General features: G+C 67.2%; 10 protein-coding genes. 4 read left to right on the top strand and 6 right to left on the bottom strand.

Annotated features, from left to right (window positions below):
* Positions 1–83: 83 nt before the first annotated feature.
* A complete protein-coding gene (locus tag H9L16_RS14330; protein ID WP_187552324.1) occupies positions 84–3,638 on the bottom strand; it encodes a methylmalonyl-CoA mutase family protein in 3,555 nt (1,184 codons plus the stop codon).
* Positions 3,639–3,722: 84 nt separating this feature from the next.
* Between H9L16_RS14330 and H9L16_RS14335 the strand changes: the two genes are divergently transcribed.
* Both H9L16_RS14335 and H9L16_RS14340 read left to right on the top strand, forming a co-directional pair.
* A complete protein-coding gene (locus tag H9L16_RS14335) occupies positions 3,723–5,309 on the top strand; it encodes a tetratricopeptide repeat protein (RefSeq protein ID WP_187552325.1) in 1,587 nt (528 codons plus the stop codon).
* On the top strand, positions 5,309–6,115 hold the full coding sequence (locus tag H9L16_RS14340; RefSeq protein ID WP_187552326.1) for a ChaN family lipoprotein: 807 nt from the start codon (positions 5,309–5,311) through the stop codon (positions 6,113–6,115). Before H9L16_RS14335 ends, H9L16_RS14340 begins: the two co-directional genes overlap by 1 nt.
* Before the next feature lie 36 nt (positions 6,116–6,151).
* Here the strand turns inward: H9L16_RS14340 and H9L16_RS14345 are convergent, their stop codons facing one another.
* Complete coding sequence (locus tag H9L16_RS14345; protein ID WP_187552327.1) at positions 6,152–7,861, bottom strand: serine hydrolase domain-containing protein; 1,710 nt, start codon at positions 7,859–7,861, stop codon at positions 6,152–6,154.
* 433 nt (positions 7,862–8,294) lie between these two features.
* Between H9L16_RS14345 and H9L16_RS14350 the strand changes: the two genes are divergently transcribed.
* Positions 8,295–11,303, top strand: a complete 3,009-nt coding sequence (locus H9L16_RS14350; protein ID WP_187552328.1) for a ligand-binding sensor domain-containing diguanylate cyclase — start codon at positions 8,295–8,297, stop codon at positions 11,301–11,303.
* A gap of 45 nt (positions 11,304–11,348) precedes the next feature.
* On the opposite strand, the gene H9L16_RS14355 is transcribed toward H9L16_RS14350, so the two are convergent.
* Genes H9L16_RS14355 through H9L16_RS14370 form a run of 4 tightly spaced genes read right to left on the bottom strand, consistent with a single transcriptional unit; the run spans position 11,349 to position 14,870 of the window.
* Positions 11,349–11,861 carry a group I truncated hemoglobin gene (locus H9L16_RS14355; protein ID WP_223158152.1) on the bottom strand — a complete coding sequence of 171 codons (513 nt, stop codon included), beginning with the start codon at positions 11,859–11,861 and terminating at the stop codon, positions 11,349–11,351.
* A 14-nt stretch (positions 11,862–11,875) separates the two neighbouring features.
* Positions 11,876–12,883 (bottom strand): DUF3034 family protein, encoded by a 1,008-nt coding sequence (locus H9L16_RS14360; RefSeq protein ID WP_233449395.1) that lies wholly within the window; start codon positions 12,881–12,883, stop codon positions 11,876–11,878.
* Positions 12,876–13,955 (bottom strand): hypothetical protein, encoded by a 1,080-nt coding sequence (locus H9L16_RS14365; RefSeq protein WP_187552329.1) that lies wholly within the window; start codon positions 13,953–13,955, stop codon positions 12,876–12,878. Before H9L16_RS14365 ends, H9L16_RS14360 begins: the two co-directional genes overlap by 8 nt.
* A gap of 3 nt (positions 13,956–13,958) precedes the next feature.
* Complete coding sequence (locus H9L16_RS14370; protein ID WP_187552330.1) at positions 13,959–14,870, bottom strand: cupredoxin domain-containing protein; 912 nt, start codon at positions 14,868–14,870, stop codon at positions 13,959–13,961.
* Between the two features lie 323 nt (positions 14,871–15,193).
* On the opposite strand from H9L16_RS14370, the gene H9L16_RS14375 reads away from it, so the two are divergent.
* The gene (locus H9L16_RS14375) at positions 15,194–16,294 is read left to right on the top strand and encodes a Glu/Leu/Phe/Val dehydrogenase (protein ID WP_187552331.1); all 1,101 of its coding nucleotides are present in this window, start codon (positions 15,194–15,196) and stop codon (positions 16,292–16,294) included.
* The last annotated feature ends 84 nt before the right edge of the window (positions 16,295–16,378 follow it).

The following is a 16,378-nucleotide window of genomic DNA, read 5'->3' on the forward strand; positions in this document are numbered from 1 at the left end:
CTCTTTGTGCGCAACCAAGCCCAGTCCGCGCAAAAAAAAGGCCGCCTGTTGGGCGGCCTTTTGTATTCCTGCCTGTAAATACTTCACATATTCCGCCGGTACTCCCCACCCACATCGTACAACGCATGGCTGATCTGCCCCAACGAATGCGTCTTCACCGCCTCCATCAACGCCGCAAACACATTCCTGCGGTCACGCGCCGTCTGCTGCAGATACCCCAGCCCGTGACCATCATGGACCTCAGGCTCAACAACCTCATCGGCATCCGCCATATGCGAATGCGAGGTCTCCCCTGACGGCGCCAGCGCATTCCGCGCCTTCTGCCAGTTCGCCACGTTCGCGATCTGCTGTCCCTTCTCTTCCTCGGTGCTGCGGATCAGCTCGATCTCGGTGGCGATCTCGCCGGCGTGTTCCTTCGGCAGGAAGGTGTTGACGCCCACCAGCGGCAGGCTGCCGTCGTGCTTCTTGTGCTCGTAGTACAGCGACTCTTCCTGGATCTTGCCGCGCTGGTACATGGTGTCCATCGCGCCCAGCACGCCACCGCGCTCGCTGATGGCCTCGAACTCCCTGTACACCGCTTCCTCCACCAGGTCGGTGAGGTAGTCCACGGCGAAGCTGCCCTGCCAGGGGTTCTCGATGAAGTTGAGCCCCAGTTCCTTGTTGATGATCATCTGGATGGCAACCGCGCGGCGCACGCTTTCCTCGGTGGGCGTGGTGATGGCTTCGTCGTAGGCGTTGGTGTGCAGGCTGTTGCAGTTGTCGAACAGCGCATACAGCGCCTGCAGCGTGGTGCGGATGTCGTTGAACTGGATCTCCTGCGCGTGCAGGGAGCGGCCGCTGGTCTGGATGTGGTACTTCATCATCTGGCTGCGGCTGGACGCGCCGTAGCGCTCGCGCATGGCGCGCGCCCAGATGCGGCGGGCCACGCGGCCGATCACGGTGTACTCCGGGTCCATGCCGTTGCTGAAGAAGAACGACAGGTTGGGCGCGAAGTCGTCGATCTTCATGCCGCGCGCCAGGTAGTACTCCACGATGGTGAAGCCGTTGCTCAGGGTGAAGGCGAGCTGGCTGATCGGGTTCGCCCCGGCCTCGGCGATGTGGTAGCCGGAAATGCTGACCGAGTAGAAATTTCGGACGGCGTTGTCCACGAAGTACTGCTGGATGTCGCCCATCATCCGCAGCGCGAACTCGGTGCTGAAGATGCAGGTGTTCTGCGCCTGGTCTTCCTTGAGGATGTCCGCCTGCACGGTGCCGCGCACGGTGCTGAGCGTCTGCGCCTTGATGCGCGCGTAGGTGTCGGCATCGACCAGCTGGTCGCCGGACACGCCGAGCAGGCCAAGGCCCAGGCCGTCGTTGGTCGGCGGTAGCTCGCCGGAATACTGCGGTCGTGCTTTTCCTGCGAACAGCTCATCGAGTCTAGACTGGGCGGCGGCCCAGCGGGCGTCGTCGGCCTTCAGGTATTTCTCCACCTGCTGGTCGATGGCGCAGTTCATGAACATCGCCAGGATCATCGGCGCCGGGCCGTTGATGGTCATCGACACGCTGGTGCTGGGCGCGCACAGGTCGAAGCCGGAGTACAGCTTCTTCATGTCGTCCAGGGTGGGGATGTTGACCCCGGAGTTGCCGATCTTGCCGTAGATGTCTGGGCGCGGCGCCGGGTCTTCGCCGTACAGGGTCACGCTGTCGAAGGCGGTGGACAGGCGCGCGGCGGGCTGGCCGACGCTGAGGTAATGGAAGCGGCGGTTGGTGCGCTCCGGCGTACCCTCGCCCGCGAACATGCGGATCGGGTCTTCGCCGGTGCGGCGGTACGGATACACGCCGCCGGTGTACGGGTAGCTGCCCGGCAGGTTTTCCTTGCCGAGGAAGGTCAGCAGCTCACCCCAGCTGCGATAGGTGGGCGCGGCGATCTTCGGGATCGGCTGGTGGCTGAGCGAGGTGCGGTAGTTGTCGACGCGGATGGTCTTGTCGCGCACCTGGTACTCGGTGACTTCATCGGTGATCGACTTCAGGCGTGCGGGCCATTCGCGCAGCAGCTTGAGGGAGTCGTTGCCGAGCGACTGGACGGCGTCGTTGTAGCGCTGGCGCAGGGTGAGCAGGCTGCGGTCGCCCTCTCCGGTCAGGGCGTCGTCGGCATACAGCGCGAGCTGTGCGGGCAACTTGTCATCGCCGATCTCCTGCAGCGCCTGCCACAGCGACTGCGCGCGGTCGGCGATCTCGGCCTGGGTCTCGATGCGGCGGTTGATGGCGCGGCCCTGCTCGGCGATCTCCGCCAGGTAACGCACTCGCGCGCCCGGGATCAGCACGGTGGCGCGCGGTTCCTTGAGGCTGGTGTCGAGGCTCGGCGTCCACGCCACGCCGACCTTCTCGCGCAGCAGGCGGCACAGGTTGGCGAACATCCAGCTGATGCCGGGGTCGTTGAACTGGGAGGCAATCGTGGGATACACCGGCACGTCGACATCGGCGGTCTGGAACGCGACGCGGTTGCGCTTCCACTGCTTGCGGATGTCGCGCAGCGCGTCCTCGGCGCCGCGCTTGTCGTACTTGTTGAGCACGATCAGTTCGGCGAAGTCGATCATGTCGATCTTCTCCAGCTGGCTGGCCGCGCCGTAGTCGCTGGTCATCACGTACATCGGGAAATCGACCAGGTCGACGATCTCCGAATCGCTCTGGCCGATGCCGGCGGTTTCCACGATAACCAGGTCATAGCCCAGCGACTTGAGGAAGCCGATGCAGTCCTTGAGCACCGCGTTGGTCGCCACGTTCTGCCGGCGGGTGGCCATCGAGCGCATGTACACGCGATGGCTGCGCAGCGAATTCATGCGGATGCGGTCGCCCAGCAGCGCGCCACCGGTGCGGCGCCTCGTGGGATCGACGCTGATCACCGCGATGTGCATCTTCGGGAAGCTGGCGAGGAAACGGTTGAGCAGTTCATCGGTCACCGAGGACTTGCCGGCGCCGCCGGTGCCGGTGATGCCGATGACCGGGGTCTTGCCGCCGGCCAGCTGCCATTCCTTGCGCAGGCGCGAGAGTTCGGCGTCGGCGTAGTCGCCGTCCTCGAGCGCGGACAGCACGCGGCCGATGGCGATTTCGTTCTGAAAACCGGGGTCAGAGTCGACTTTCGACAGACCGTCCGGATCGCTTGATGCATGGCTTGACGAAAGTCGACTCTGACCCCGGTTTTCTCTTCCTTCGCCGGCGCGCGCGACCACGTCCTCGATCATTTCCACCAGCCCCATCTTCATGCCGTCGTTGGGGTGGTAGATGCGCTCGACGCCGTAGGCTTCGAGTTCGCGGATTTCTTCCGGGGTAATCGTGCCGCCGCCGCCCGCGAAGACCTTGACGTGGCCGGCGTCGCGCTCGCGCAGCATGTCGACCATGTACTTGAGGTATTCGACGTGGCCGCCCTGGTAGCTGGATAGCGCGATGCCGTCGGCGTCTTCCTGCAGCGCGGCGCGGACCACGTCCTCGACGCTGCGGTTGTGGCCCAGGTGCACCACTTCCGCGCCCTGCGCCTGGATCAGCCGGCGCATGATGTTGATCGCGGCGTCGTGGCCGTCGAACAGGCTGGCGGCGGTGACGAAGCGCAGCGGGCTGGCGTCCGTCTGCTGCTGCGGGAGGGTCTCGGCCGGGGTGCTCATGGGGCGCATCCACATCGTTTCAGGTGAAACACGATTGTAGCGCGCGGGTTAGGATCGCCCGGACGCCACCGTACGCCGAACGCCATGACTCATCGCCCGATTCGCATCACGCTGCTTGCCTTCGCGCTGGCAATGCCGGTAACCGGGTGTCCACAGACCCAGGCCTCTCCGCAGGTGCCGACCACGGAAGCCGCAAGAAAGCCTGCGCAGGAGAATGCCGGCCAGTACACGAAATTGCTGGCACGGATGCAGACCGCTGATGCAGAGCAAGACGCGGTCCGCCGGTGCCTGGACTATCCCGCCCCGCCCGGCGTGAAGTGGACGGCCGAAATCATCCGGGCGCGGTGCGACTTGCTGGCACCTGCCCCGACATTCATCCACGACGGTGCCGCGGCGAAAGCTCCCGCGGACGCAGCTGCGAAATTCGATGCCGGTTTCGCCGCGTTGATGGACGAAGCGCACGCGTCGCCCGCCATGAAAGACGGTCGTATCAACCGTGCAGTCGGCGTTTTCTCCGATGGTGCCGCACTACCCTATGCGGACAAGTGGGTGCAGCACAGTCCACGAAGTGCATTTGCCCACGCGGCACGCGGGGCAAGCCTGCTGGCGAAGGCAGGCAGCACGCGCGGGGGCGCTTATGCGCGCCAGACCGAACCAGCCGACCTGGATACCGCCGCGGAACAAGCGCAGGCGGCCGCAGAAGAACTACGCCAAGCCTACGAGTTGGAGCCTCGCCTGTCCGCTGCATGCGCATTGCGCACCACCGCGTTGATGCTGTCCGATGGAAACGCTTCCGCGATCGCCCAGGGACGCACATGCGCACGGGCGCATCCGGAATCGTATTTCGCTTCCGCGGCATGGGGGAGCGCCGCCGAGCCACGCTGGGGCGGAAGTCAAGAAGAACTCGACGAGGTAATGCGCTTCCTGGAGGCCAACCGTGCGAAGAATCCGCTTCACGGGACTGTCGTTGGCAAGATCAAGGCCTATGACCTGCTTGTCGCCGGAGCTATTGGGGAAGAAGACGTCAGGCGGCTCGAGCAGTACGCCTCCCATGGACCCAGTTCCTACTTGTTGAATGTCATTTCCACTGCGTGGGGCGAGCTGGGAGAGCGCGAGTTGTGGATGGCCTACCTGTCTTCCGCGGTGCGCTTCGATTTCGACCCGGGCGATACGTACCGCAACATGCGGGCGCAGTTCAACATCGTGGCCCGACCCGAGTGGGCGGTCATCGACTACCGGTTCCTGAAGGAGAAATACAAGGGCGATCCGGCCATCGAGGGGTTCCTGTCGCAGGCCGAACAGAATGTGCGCGATGGAACGGGAGTCGCTTACGCAAAAAGCGGAGGCGTCAGGTACAAGGGCGACCATCAGTACAAGGCCATCCTGATGTCGGAGTGCCTGTCGTTCGGCACCAGCGACAGGAAGCTGGAGCCGGTGATGGAGAACTGCAGCGACCGCCTCGTAGCCGAATGGCCGGATGACCCCGGCGCTTGGTTCGTTCGCGCGCGGGTCCAGCAGCATCGCGGCCATGCAGGCTGGCAGGAGGCAGCTCGACGCTATCTGGCAATGGCCGACGCCACTGTTGCCGGGGAAGCGGAGAGGATCGGACTTGTCACGACCTTGCTGGAGCAATCCGCTGGTGCGCAGTCACAACCGCCAGGGCAACCATGATGCCGAAGCGATTCCTCTTGATGATGCTGGCGACCGCCATCGCGGGTTGTGCCCACCGTGCGCTGCCGCCATCCGGGCCGGACCTCCTCCTGCTCGGCGAAGTCCACGACAACATGGCCGGCCACGCCGCACGCGCGGCGATCCTGCGCAAGCGCGTCGAAGCCGGCTGGCGGCCGGTCATCGCGATGGAACAGTTCGACACCGGCCAGCAGGCCGCGCTGGATGCTGCGATGCGCGACTGCGTCAGCGCCGAGTGCGTCGTGTCGAAGGTGGCACCCGCGAAGTCCGGTTGGACGTGGGCGTACTACACGCCGGTGATCGCGCTGGCCATGGAATACAAGTTGCCGCTGCGCGCGGCCAACCTGTCGCGCGGCGATGCGTCGAAGATCGTCAAGGGCGGGTTCGCCGACGCGTTGCCGGCAGAGCTCATCGCGCGCTACCAGTTGGACGCCCTGCCCGCTTCGCTGCTCACCGCTCAGGAAACCGAAGTGCGCGACAGCCATTGCGGGGCGCTGCCCGAGTCGATGGTCTCGCCGATGGCGAAGGCGCAGATCGCGCGCGACGTGGTGATGGCGGAGACCATGCGCACGCATGCCGCGACCGGCGTGGTGCTGATCGCCGGCAACGGGCATGTGCGCAAGGACATCGCGGTGCCGTTCTGGTTGCGCCGCGATGGGATGGCGCCGCGTGCGGTCGGCTTCCTGGAGCCGGCATCCGACGCGACCGCATTCGATGACATCGAGCGCATCCCGGCCACCGAGCGGCCGGATCCCTGCGCGGGCTTCAAGGCGCCGAAGGCCGGTTGAGCCACCCCGCCGCCGAAGCGGCGGAGCGACCCGACGTCACTTCACTTCGTCGAAGACGTACTCGTGCTGGCCGTCGCGCACGATGAGCTTGCGCACGCCGTCCTTGTCGGCACGGATGAACATGAAACCGATCGCAACCGGGTCGACGGTCACGAAGGCCAGGCTGCCATCCGGCTGCGGCATCGTCGCGACTTCCGAACTGAAGGCGCCGACATCGAACCAGGCCTTGCCGTCCTTGCGGGTCACGTTGACTTCGCCCAATGCATCGTTGCGATAACGCGCCGCCAGTCCGTCCAGCGCCTTGGCATCCGCCGGCCACTGCATCAGCTTGACGAAGGCATCGAAGCCCTCGCGGTTGGCCTTGACCGTGGCGGCGGCAGCGGGCTGGGCCTGTGGCTCGCCATCGAACATCAGCTCCATCAGCCGGCGCTTGAACGGGCCGCGCAGGTACACGCCTTCATCGGCATTGGTCAGGATCACCGCACCGACCTTCTGCTCCGGCCACCACATCATGTTGGAGTGGAAGCCGCCCATGTCACCGCCGTGGTCGATCACGGTGACGCCGTCGCTCTTGTTGACCTCCAGCGCCATCGCGTAGTTGCGGTCCACGCCGGTCGCGATCTGCGGCTCGCGGCGCTGCAGCAGCGCGGCCTCGCCGATGTAGCGCGTGCCGTCCGGCAGCAGGCCGTGGTCGATCTCCATCTGCACGTATTTCAGCAGGTCGTTGACCGTGCCCCAGGCCGCGCCTGCGGGGCGCGACGACACGACGGTGTTGTTCAGTCCCATGCCCATGACCTCGACCTTGTGACCGATGTCGTAGCCATGCGGCGCCGCGAAGTTGCCGGTCTGCGCCTTGGCGTAATCGAACGTGGTGTCGTTCATGCCCAACGGATCGAACACCAGCGCCTGCATCGCCTGGTCGTAGCCGGCGCCCAGCTCGGTGCCGGGATAGGCGACCTGGCCGCCGATGTAACCGGCCGCCGCTGCCATCGGATTCGAGTACTGGAACAACTCGCCGAAACCGCTGGTCGGCTGCATGGTGCCCAGCGTGGTCATCACCGTCTCCGGCGTCTGCTTCTCGCCTTCGAACAACCATTCCATGTCCTGGCGCGGCACGCCGGTGCAGGCGCAGATCAGGTGCTTGACCAGCACCTTGTCGGTCGTGGCCGCGTCGCCGAGCTTGAACGTGGGGTACACGTCCTTGGCGCGTGCGTTCCAGTCGAGCTTGCCCGCATCCACCAGCTTGGCCAGCATCAACGTGGTCAGCGCCTTGGTGTTGGAGGCGATCATGAAGCGGGTGTCGCCATCGACCTGGTCCAGCTTGCCGAGCTCACGCACGCCGAAGCCGCGCGACAGCACCACCTTGCCGTCCTGGACGATGCCAATGGCGACGCCGGGGACCTCGTAGTCCTTGCGCATCTGCTCGACGAAGTCGCTGACCTGTTGCAGGCGGGCGGCATCGAGCTTGTGCGCGGTGCGTCCGGCGAAGGTCTCGCGGGTGTAACCGGCGGGCTGCAGGCGCTGGAAGATCTTGCCGTACTGGGAGCCACGTTTTTCGCCGATGGCCTGGTCCACGTCCATCGCCACCACGGTCCAGCCCTTGCCCTTGCGGAGGGCGCTGGCATTGACCACGCGCTTGGCGTTTGCGGGGATGTCGTAGTCGTAGAAGCGGCGCTGGTCCCAGCCGTCGCGCGGGCGGCGTCGGTGGCGAGCAGGAACTTGGGCGACAGGCCGAGCACCTTCCACGCTTCGGCGACGGCCTCGTCGGGCGTTGCCGCGCCGGTGTCGACGATCGCCGTGCGCGAGCCGTCCGCTTCCGGCGGCGTGACGATCACCGCATTGCCCTGCACGGTCTTGCCCCAGGCGGCCGGCAGCAGGAAGGTCGCCTTGCCGCCCGGGGTGGTCACGGATTGCTCGCCCGATTGTGCGGCTGCGGCAGGCGGTTCCGCGGCGCGGGCGGAGACGGGGATGAAGCAGGCAAGCGCGACGGCCAGTGCCGTGTGTTTCATGAGGACGAGCATTGTGGTCTCCAGGCAGGATCGGGCGCAGGTTGGCGGGTGCCTGCAAGCATGCACGACATCCGCGACAACGCACCGCCCTGCCGGAATAGCCCGCCTGTCGGCTTGTCCACCGGGTGGCATGGAGTTTGCTTGTGGATTCTTGGAGAATCCGGAGACTCATGCGCCGCACCCTGTCCGTTGCAGTCCTGCTGACCTGTCTGGCGCCTGCGTCGGCCGGCGCACCTGCGTCACCAGCAAACGCGAATCTGCACGGGATGGGCTGGTTGCCGTCCGACGTGTACGACACCGGTGAAGGCCTGCCCGATCCCACCGTCAACGCGATCGCCGCACTGCCCAATGGCCAGGCCTGGCTGGGGACGATGCGTGGCCTCGCCCGACTCAACGGGGCCCGCGTGGTCGCCGAACCCGGTCCCAACGGCGTGCTGGGCAAGCCGATCCTGAGCCTGGCCAGTACCGCCGATGGCGACCTGCTGGCCTCGGTCGATGGTGCCGGCGTGTATCGCCGCCACGATGGCGAGTGGCGTTCGCTTGGCTCGCCGTTCGGAGGCGATCGCACTCAGCGCCTGCGCGTGTTTGGCAAGGACGGCGACACGCGGGTGTTCGCCACCGGCAGCGGCATCGCCGAATGGACCGGCACGCGCTGGGAGCCGCAACGTCTGCCCGCCTCCCTCGCCGGGCGCGAGGTCTTCGATGTCGGCCTGCAACCCGCGGGCGACGGCATCGCCGAAACCCTGTGGGTCGCCAGCTTCGGCGGCGGCCTGCATCGCTGCGTGGGCAAGGCCGACTGCGTACCGGTGGCGATCGATGGCAGCGGGCCGCGCACGGACGAGATCCGCACGCTGCAACTGCAACCACGCGCCGGCAAACCGGCCGTGTTGTGGCTGGCCCTGCAAGGCGGCGGCGTGGCGCGCCTGGCCGATGGCAGGTGGACACGCTGGCATGCCGGCAACAGCAGCCTGCCCAGCGACTTCGTTTCCGACCTGGTGCTGGTCGAGGTACCGGGCGCGGGCCTGGATGTCTGGGCCGGCACCCGCAGCGGGCTGGCGATCCTGCGCGAGGGGCGCGAGTGGGTCGGTGCCGATCCGCGCATCCCGCAATTGCGCGAGCGCGTGCGCACTCTCGCGCTGACCAGGACCAGCCAGGGCGTGCCGGTGATGTGGGCGGGCTCCGACACCGGCGCGGTGCGCACCCCGCTGGACGGGCCCTGGCGGCTGGTGAGCCGGCTGGGCAGCAGCGGCAACGGGATCTGGGATGTGTGGTTGGAACCGGCCGCGGATGGCGGCGAGCGGGCCTGGCTGGCCAGCGACGGCGAAGGCCTGGCGCGTTACGAACACGGCCACTGGCGCCACTACGGCCGCGCCGACGGCATGCCCAGCGACAGCGCGCGCAGCATCCGCCGCGTGCCAGACGGCAGCCGCGAGGGCAGCTTGTGGATCGGCACCTGGGGCGGGCACATCGCCCGGCTGCAGGGCGACCGCTTCGTCGAATTGCCCACGCCTTGGAAGAAGCTGCCCGGCGATGCGGTCAGCCTGCTGCTGGCCGACGACGACGGCGTCTGGATCGGCACCCGCGAACAGGGCATGGCGCACTGGGATGGCCAGCGCTGGAACTGGTTCCCGCCCGCCCGCGACATGCCCGGCTGGGTCTACGCCGCGGTGCGGGTGGGCGACACCCTGTGGTTCAGCAGCGCCGGCAAGGGCCTGGTGCGTCGACGCGGCGGCGAGTGGCGTTTCTTCGGCAAGGATATCGGCCTGCCGGTCGACCGCTTCTACGACCTGCGGCTGATCCCCGATGCCGAAGGTCGGCCGGTGTTGTGGATGGGCAGCAGCGGCAGCGGCTTGGTCCGCGTCGATGTGGGCGACCCGGACAAACCACGCATCGTCAGCGAACCCGCGCTGCCCGTGCTGCCGATCCCGAAGGCCTACGGCGCGGTGCGCGACGGCCGCGGCGACATCATGGTCTGCACCGATTACGGGGTCTTCAGCTGGCGACCCGTCGGCGAGCGCTACATCGCCACCGCCTACCACCGCGAGGACGGCGTGCCGCACGACGAATGCAACGGCAAGGCCTTGCAGGTCGATGCGCGCGGCCGGGTGTGGATCGGCACCGTCGGTGGCGCTGCGGTCTACACCCCGCCCGAGACCACCCCGCGGCGGCCGTCGCCGCTGGAACTGAACGGCCTGCGCGTGGACGGCAAGGCGGCGCGTGCGGTCGATGGCGTGCTCGCCCTGCCGCGCGCCGACAGCGCGCTGGAACTGCATTACGACCTGCTTACCGGCGAGAAGGAAGCGGCCTCGCGCTATCGGGTCAGCCTGCTCGGCGGCGATGGTCCGCCCGGGTCCTGGGAACACCTGGAAAGCCATGCGTTCGCGCGTCTGCCCGCAGGCCGTCAGCGCGTGCGCATCGAAGCGCAGGATTTCGCCGGGGTACCGGCGGAGCCGCTGGAGCTGGTGGTCGAGGTGCCGCACGTCTGGTGGCAGACCCCACTGGCGCGCGCCCTTCAAGTGCTGGGCGCGCTGGCCCTGTTCTGGTGCGTACTCAAACTGCGCGAACGCCAGTTGCGCCTGCGCGAACTGCAACTGCGCGACATGGTCCGCGAGCGTACCAACCAACTGCAGGCCAGCGACACCGAATTGCGCCGCGCCAACGACGAATTGCGCCGGCTGTCGTACACCGACCCGCTGACCGGGCTGGGCAACCGTCGGCGCCTGTTCGAGGCGCTGGAACTGCATTGCCGACATGGCCACGAACAGCAGCGTCCGCTGGGCTTGTTGCTGATGGACCTGGATCACTTCAAGGCGATCAACGACAGCCACGGCCACACCGCCGGCGACCTCTGCCTGCAGTCGGTCGCCCGCGCCATGCTGGTCACGCTGCCCGGCGGTGCCGTCGCCGCCCGCTATGGTGGCGAGGAATTCTGCGTGGTCCTCCCGGGCCTGGACCTGGCCGCAACGATGGCGGTGGCGGAAGACCTGCGCGCCGCCGTGCAGGCGATCGCGCCGCTGGACGGCCAGGCCGATGGCCAGGCGGTGACCGCCAGCATCGGCGCGGTGTCGCGGGTTCCCGATGGCATCGACTGCGCCGACCTGCTGCTCAGCCTGGCCGACGGTGCGCTCTATCGCGCCAAGGCCGCCGGGCGCAACCGGGTGGAACCGGCCACGCCCTGATCCACGCACGCTGCATGAAGCACGCATGCAGCGTCACGCGATCGCTCAGTCGTTGACGATCTCGCGATGCATCGGCGCCAGCACGGCGAGCAGTTTGTTCTGCGCGCGGAACGGGATGCCGCGCTTGTTCATCGCGACCTGCAGCACTTCCACCAGCGCATTGAAGTGCGCGCGCTCGATCTTGAACGCCGCATGCGCCTCGACCATGTCGCGGCCGCTGTAGGTACAGCCACCACCGAGCACCGCGCAGAACTGTTCGGTCAGCTGGCGGGTCACGCGCGGGTGGTCCACATTGCGGAAATACGGTTCCAGCCGCGGGTCGGCCAGCATCAGCGCCATGAACTCTTCGTTGAGCGCAGTCAGCCCGGCGACGCCGCCGAACTGCTCGAACACGCCTGCAAGCTCGGGATGCACGGGAGCCGGATTGGGTGCGGCGCTGGCCGTGGCCGCCGGGGTCTCGGCCTGCGTTTCGGTGGTCGACTGGGCAAAGGCCGGCGTGGCGAACTGGGCGGTGCCCAACATGCCCGCAAGTACGAAGTGGAGGGATCGGATACGCATGAGGTTCTCCATGTTCAGAAGCCGACTTGCAGCGAGGCGTACCAGCCACGCTGGTTGTCGCGGATGACGATGTTGCCGAGGTCCACGTAGGCCACGGTCAGCGAAACGTGCTTGTTCGGTGCCCACGCCACGAAGGCGTCCCAGGCGTTGTCTTCGCGGGCGATGCCCAGGTTGTTGGGCTTGCTGCGGAATTCCGCGCCAACCGCCACGTGGCGATTGAGCAGGAATGCGGCGGAACCTTCGAGCTGCGGCTTGTAACTGTCGTTGCGATCGCCGCCGAAGCCGAGGATGCCGAACTGGTTGGCCTTGGTGAACCGCAACGTGGTGTTCAGCAGCAGGCTCTGGTCGAGATAGAGCTTGGTCGCGCTGAGATAGACATCGGTGCCGCTGTCGTCCTTCGCGCCGATCGCCGACAACAACGCGCCGCGGTTGTTGCGCTTGTGCTGCAGGCCGATCGCCAGTTGCGGCATCCAGCGGTCCTGCTCCAGCACTGCATCGCCGGCGAGTTTCACCTTCACTCCGACGATGTCCTGGCGGATCACGTAACCCTGCCCCAAGCCCAGTGCGGTGCCCACCGCGCGGGTGTCGAATGCCTGCCGCGCCACGCTGATTTCGACCCGGTCGTGGAGGCCAACCAGCGCGCCATAGCTGTCCAGTGCGTAATCGCCCACATCGACCCGGGTGTAGTAGGCGCTGCCGCCGATCTGGTCGCGGGTGCCCTGGCCGCCGATCACCGCCCAGGGCGCAAGGCCGCCACCAGCCGCGCCTTCGACCTGGGTCACGCCACCGGTCAACAGCAGCTTGCCGCTGGGCGCGGGCGGCGGATCCTGCAGTGAAGGTTCGTCTGCCGGGGCATCGAGCGCGGCAGCGTCCTGCGCGGATGCGACGCCGCTGCCGAGCAGCAGCAAGCTGGCACAGGCGAGCGAAAGCGCGGTCAGGCGATGCGTTCGCTCGGCATGGCAGGCAGATGTCATCGGGATCTCCGTGGAAGAACGTTGGGTAGCGGGTTGCAGGTCAGTCATGGCGATCCGCCTGCTGGCTCTTGGCCATGAGTTGGTTGAAGGCGGCAGCCACACGGTTCACGTCGGTGCTGCCCGCCTGGTCCATGTGCAGGTTGCGATCCGGGGTGGTCGCGGCCCGCTCCAGCAGGCGCTCCAGCGCCTGCAACGGACTTGCGACACGGCGGCCGTACCAGACGATCGCGGCAAGTAATCCCGCCAGCGACAGCAGGGCGAGCAGGACGCTGGGAACATGCGCGGCCAGCGTGGCGGACAACGGCATGCGCCGCGCGATCTGCACCACGCGCACCTCCTTGTTGCCGAACAACGGCGCAAACTGCGCCTGCGACGACCCCGCGGCCAGGCCCAGGTGGCCTGCCGATGAGGCGTCATCGGCAGGCGATTCCGCGATCGACCTCGACAAGGCATCGGCATCGGTAGCTGGCAAGGTCGAGGCCAGCACGACCGGACGTCCGGAGGCGGACGACGCCACCAGCGCGACATCCGCCGCCGCGATTCCGGCGATGGTCTTCACGTAAGCCTGATCGACTTCTTCGGCGACCAGCAGGTAGGCATCGCCGGCGTTGTAGCGGGCCAGCGGCAGCATCGCCACGTGCAGCAGGCGCTCGCCGTCGCGCCACAGGCCGGTGCCCACCGACTGCGTCTTCTTCGCCTCGACGAACACCGGATCGTTGGCGAAGTCGTGGCCTTCCGCATACGCATCGGTCACCGCCAGCGCGCGGCCATCGGCAGCCACCACCGCGGCCAGGTCGAGATCCAGCTGCGAGCGGCGCTCTTCCAGCAGGTCGACGATCGAGGAATAGTCCACGGCCTCGCCCGGCAGCAGGCTGCCCAGCGCCTGGGTCATGTAGGCCACCACCGCCTGGTTGCCGGCGATCAACTCACCGCGAATGGTGAGATTGCGATTGGACTGGTCCTCGACCAGTTGCTGGGTCTTGGCCAGGGTCGCCAGCGTGCGCGAGGCCTCGCGCGCATCATCGCGGGCGAACTGCAAGGCCAACAGCGCGAGCAGCGCCGGCAGCACGATGGCCAGCGCCAGGAGGATGCGGATGCGGGTGCCGTGGATCGCCGACATGGCTCAGTGCTCCCGACGTGCGGGACGGATCGCGGTCATGCGGCGCGTCACCGGCGCGGCCACCGGCATGGCCACCGCGACCGACTGCGCCTGCGCGCGCGGATGCCAGAACACCAGCGTGCCCGGTCCCGCCGGCAAGCCCGCCAGCGTGTAGCGACCGTTGCGGTCCGGCCGCGTGTAGTACGGCGTGGACAGGACCACCACGTCGGCGCGCATGTTGTGGTGGACGTTGCAGTTGACGATCACCAGCCCGGGTTTGTTGAACACGTATTGCTTGCTTTCGCCGGGACCGTAGTGACCGAAGTCGAAGGTGCTGCCCGGCGTACGCGAGAACACGTTGTGCAGGATCGTGTCGCGGTTGGGGAAGCGGACCGTGCTGCCCTGCGGCACCACCAGCAGTGCCGGCGAGAAGCCCTTGCTGCGGGTATCGATGGTGAACGTGCCGGGTTTCGGCTTGGGCGCACCGGCCTTGGGCAGGAAATACACCAGGCCGTCTGCAAGCTCACCGGGCATGACCGCGCCGGCCGATCCCGCGACCAGTTCCAGGCGACCGCTCACGCTGCTGCCGATGGCGACGGGCTTGGCGTCCGCCTTCGGCGGCGCTGGCTTGGCTACCGGCTTGGGCGGAGGTGGCTTGCGCGCGGGCGCAGGCTTGACCGGCACGGGCACGGGCACGGGTGCGGGTGCGGGTGCGGGTGCGGCGACATGCTGCTCGACGGCCTCGGGCATGGCGGCCGCAGGCGCGGGCGCGACCGCTTCGGGTACCTGCACCGGTGCTGGCGACGGTGCCGGCGCAGCCGCGACAGGCGCGGCATCGGCCATTGCCGGCGACGGGCGCTCGGGTGCAGGCGCGGTGGCACAGGCCATCAATCCGCCCAAGGCAATGGCCCCGGCGACGGCGCGGAATCGGTTCATGGTGTTCCCCCTGGACCGAACCGCAAGCGCCCCCCGCTTGCCCGGCATTCGTCCCGATGACCGTGCTTACGGGCACTGGCGCGGCGCGGATGCAGCCCACGTCGATTTATTTTTCTATGCCGTACCCGGCTGCAGTGGCGCGGCATGCCAGCTCCGTACCACGGCGTATTCAAGCCCCGGCAATGTCGATGGCTTAGAATGCGCGCCCTGCGCCGCCGGCCTTGCCGCATCCGGTGCAGACGAGCACATCACATCCGTTTCCGTCCCTTCCAGACCGTCGGCGCCATCGCGACACGCGAGCGGTTCCGGCTGGAGTTCCCGCAATGATCTTCGAAACCCTCGATACCTACGGCCATGAACAGGTCGTGTTCTGCCACAACAAGGACGCAGGCCTGAAGGCGATCATCGCCATCCACAACACCGTGCTGGGCCCGGCCCTGGGCGGCACCCGCATGTGGCCGTACAAGACCGAGGCGGAAGCGCTGAACGACGTGCTGCGCCTGAGCCGTGGCATGACCTACAAGAACGCGGTCGCCGGCCTGAACATCGGCGGCGGCAAGGCGGTGATCATCGGCGACCCGGCCACCGACAAGTCCGAGGCGCTGTTCCGCGCGTTCGGCCAGTTCGTGGAATCGCTGGGCGGCCGCTACATCACCGCCGAGGACGTCGGCATCGATGTCAACGACATGGAATACGTGTACCGCGAGACCGAGTACGTGACCGGCGTGCACCAGGTGCATGGCGGTTCCGGCGATCCCTCGCCGTTCACCGCCTACGGCACCCTGCAGGGTCTGATGGCGACGCTCAACAAGAAGTACGGCGACGAGGACGTCGGCAAGTATTCCTACGCCGTGCAGGGCCTGGGCCACGTCGGCATGGAGTACGTGAAGCTGTTGAAGGAACGCGGTGCCAAGCTCTTCGTCACCGACATCAACAAGGCGCTGGTCGACAAGGCCGTGAACGAATACGGCGCGGAAGCGGTGGGCCTGGACGAGATCTACGATGTGCCGGCCGATGTGTATTCGCCCTGCGCGCTCGGCGGCACCGTCAACGAGCAAACCCTGCCCCGCATCAAGGCCAAGGTCATCTGCGGCGCGGCCAACAACCAGCTGGCCAACAACGCGATCGGCGACGAAGTCGCGCGCCGCGGGATCCTCTACGCGCCGGACTACGCGGTGAACGCGGGTGGCGTGATGAACGTGGCGCTGGAACTCGATGGCTACAACCGCGAGCGCGCGATGCGGATGATGCGCACGATCTACCACAACCTCACCCGCATCTACGAAATCAGCGACCGCGACGGCGTGCCGACCTACCAGGCCGCCGACCGCCTGGCCGAGGAGCGCATCACCACGATCGGCAAGCTCAAGCTGCCGCTGGGTCGCGCGCAGCCGCGCTTCCAGGGCAGGATTCGCGGGCATTGATCCAGGCTGCGCCTGGATCAGCCCAAAGTTTGTTGCACAAACTTCGGGTCCCGCTATGTCCCTCCAAATCCCCGCCGCTGTCGC

It is taken from the genome of Thermomonas carbonis, assembly GCF_014396975.1.
GTDB classification, from domain to species: Bacteria; Pseudomonadota; Gammaproteobacteria; order Xanthomonadales; family Xanthomonadaceae; genus Thermomonas; species Thermomonas carbonis.

What these genes read in the sequence shown, in the direction of transcription:
- H9L16_RS14330 (WP_187552324.1), bottom strand. Translation starts at nt 3,638, where the DNA reads ATGAGCACCCCGGCCGAGACCCTCCCGCAGCAGCAGACGGACGCCAGC.
- H9L16_RS14335 (WP_187552325.1), top strand. Translation starts at nt 3,723, where the DNA reads ATGACTCATCGCCCGATTCGCATCACGCTGCTTGCCTTCGCGCTGGCA.
- H9L16_RS14340 (WP_187552326.1), top strand. Translation starts at nt 5,309, where the DNA reads ATGCCGAAGCGATTCCTCTTGATGATGCTGGCGACCGCCATCGCGGGT.
- H9L16_RS14350 (WP_187552328.1), top strand. Translation starts at nt 8,295, where the DNA reads ATGCGCCGCACCCTGTCCGTTGCAGTCCTGCTGACCTGTCTGGCGCCT.
- H9L16_RS14355 (WP_223158152.1), bottom strand. Translation starts at nt 11,861, where the DNA reads ATGCGTATCCGATCCCTCCACTTCGTACTTGCGGGCATGTTGGGCACC.
- H9L16_RS14360 (WP_233449395.1), bottom strand. Translation starts at nt 12,883, where the DNA reads ATGACTGACCTGCAACCCGCTACCCAACGTTCTTCCACGGAGATCCCG.
- H9L16_RS14365 (WP_187552329.1), bottom strand. Translation starts at nt 13,955, where the DNA reads ATGTCGGCGATCCACGGCACCCGCATCCGCATCCTCCTGGCGCTGGCC.
- H9L16_RS14370 (WP_187552330.1), bottom strand. Translation starts at nt 14,870, where the DNA reads ATGAACCGATTCCGCGCCGTCGCCGGGGCCATTGCCTTGGGCGGATTG.
- H9L16_RS14375 (WP_187552331.1), top strand. Translation starts at nt 15,194, where the DNA reads ATGATCTTCGAAACCCTCGATACCTACGGCCATGAACAGGTCGTGTTC.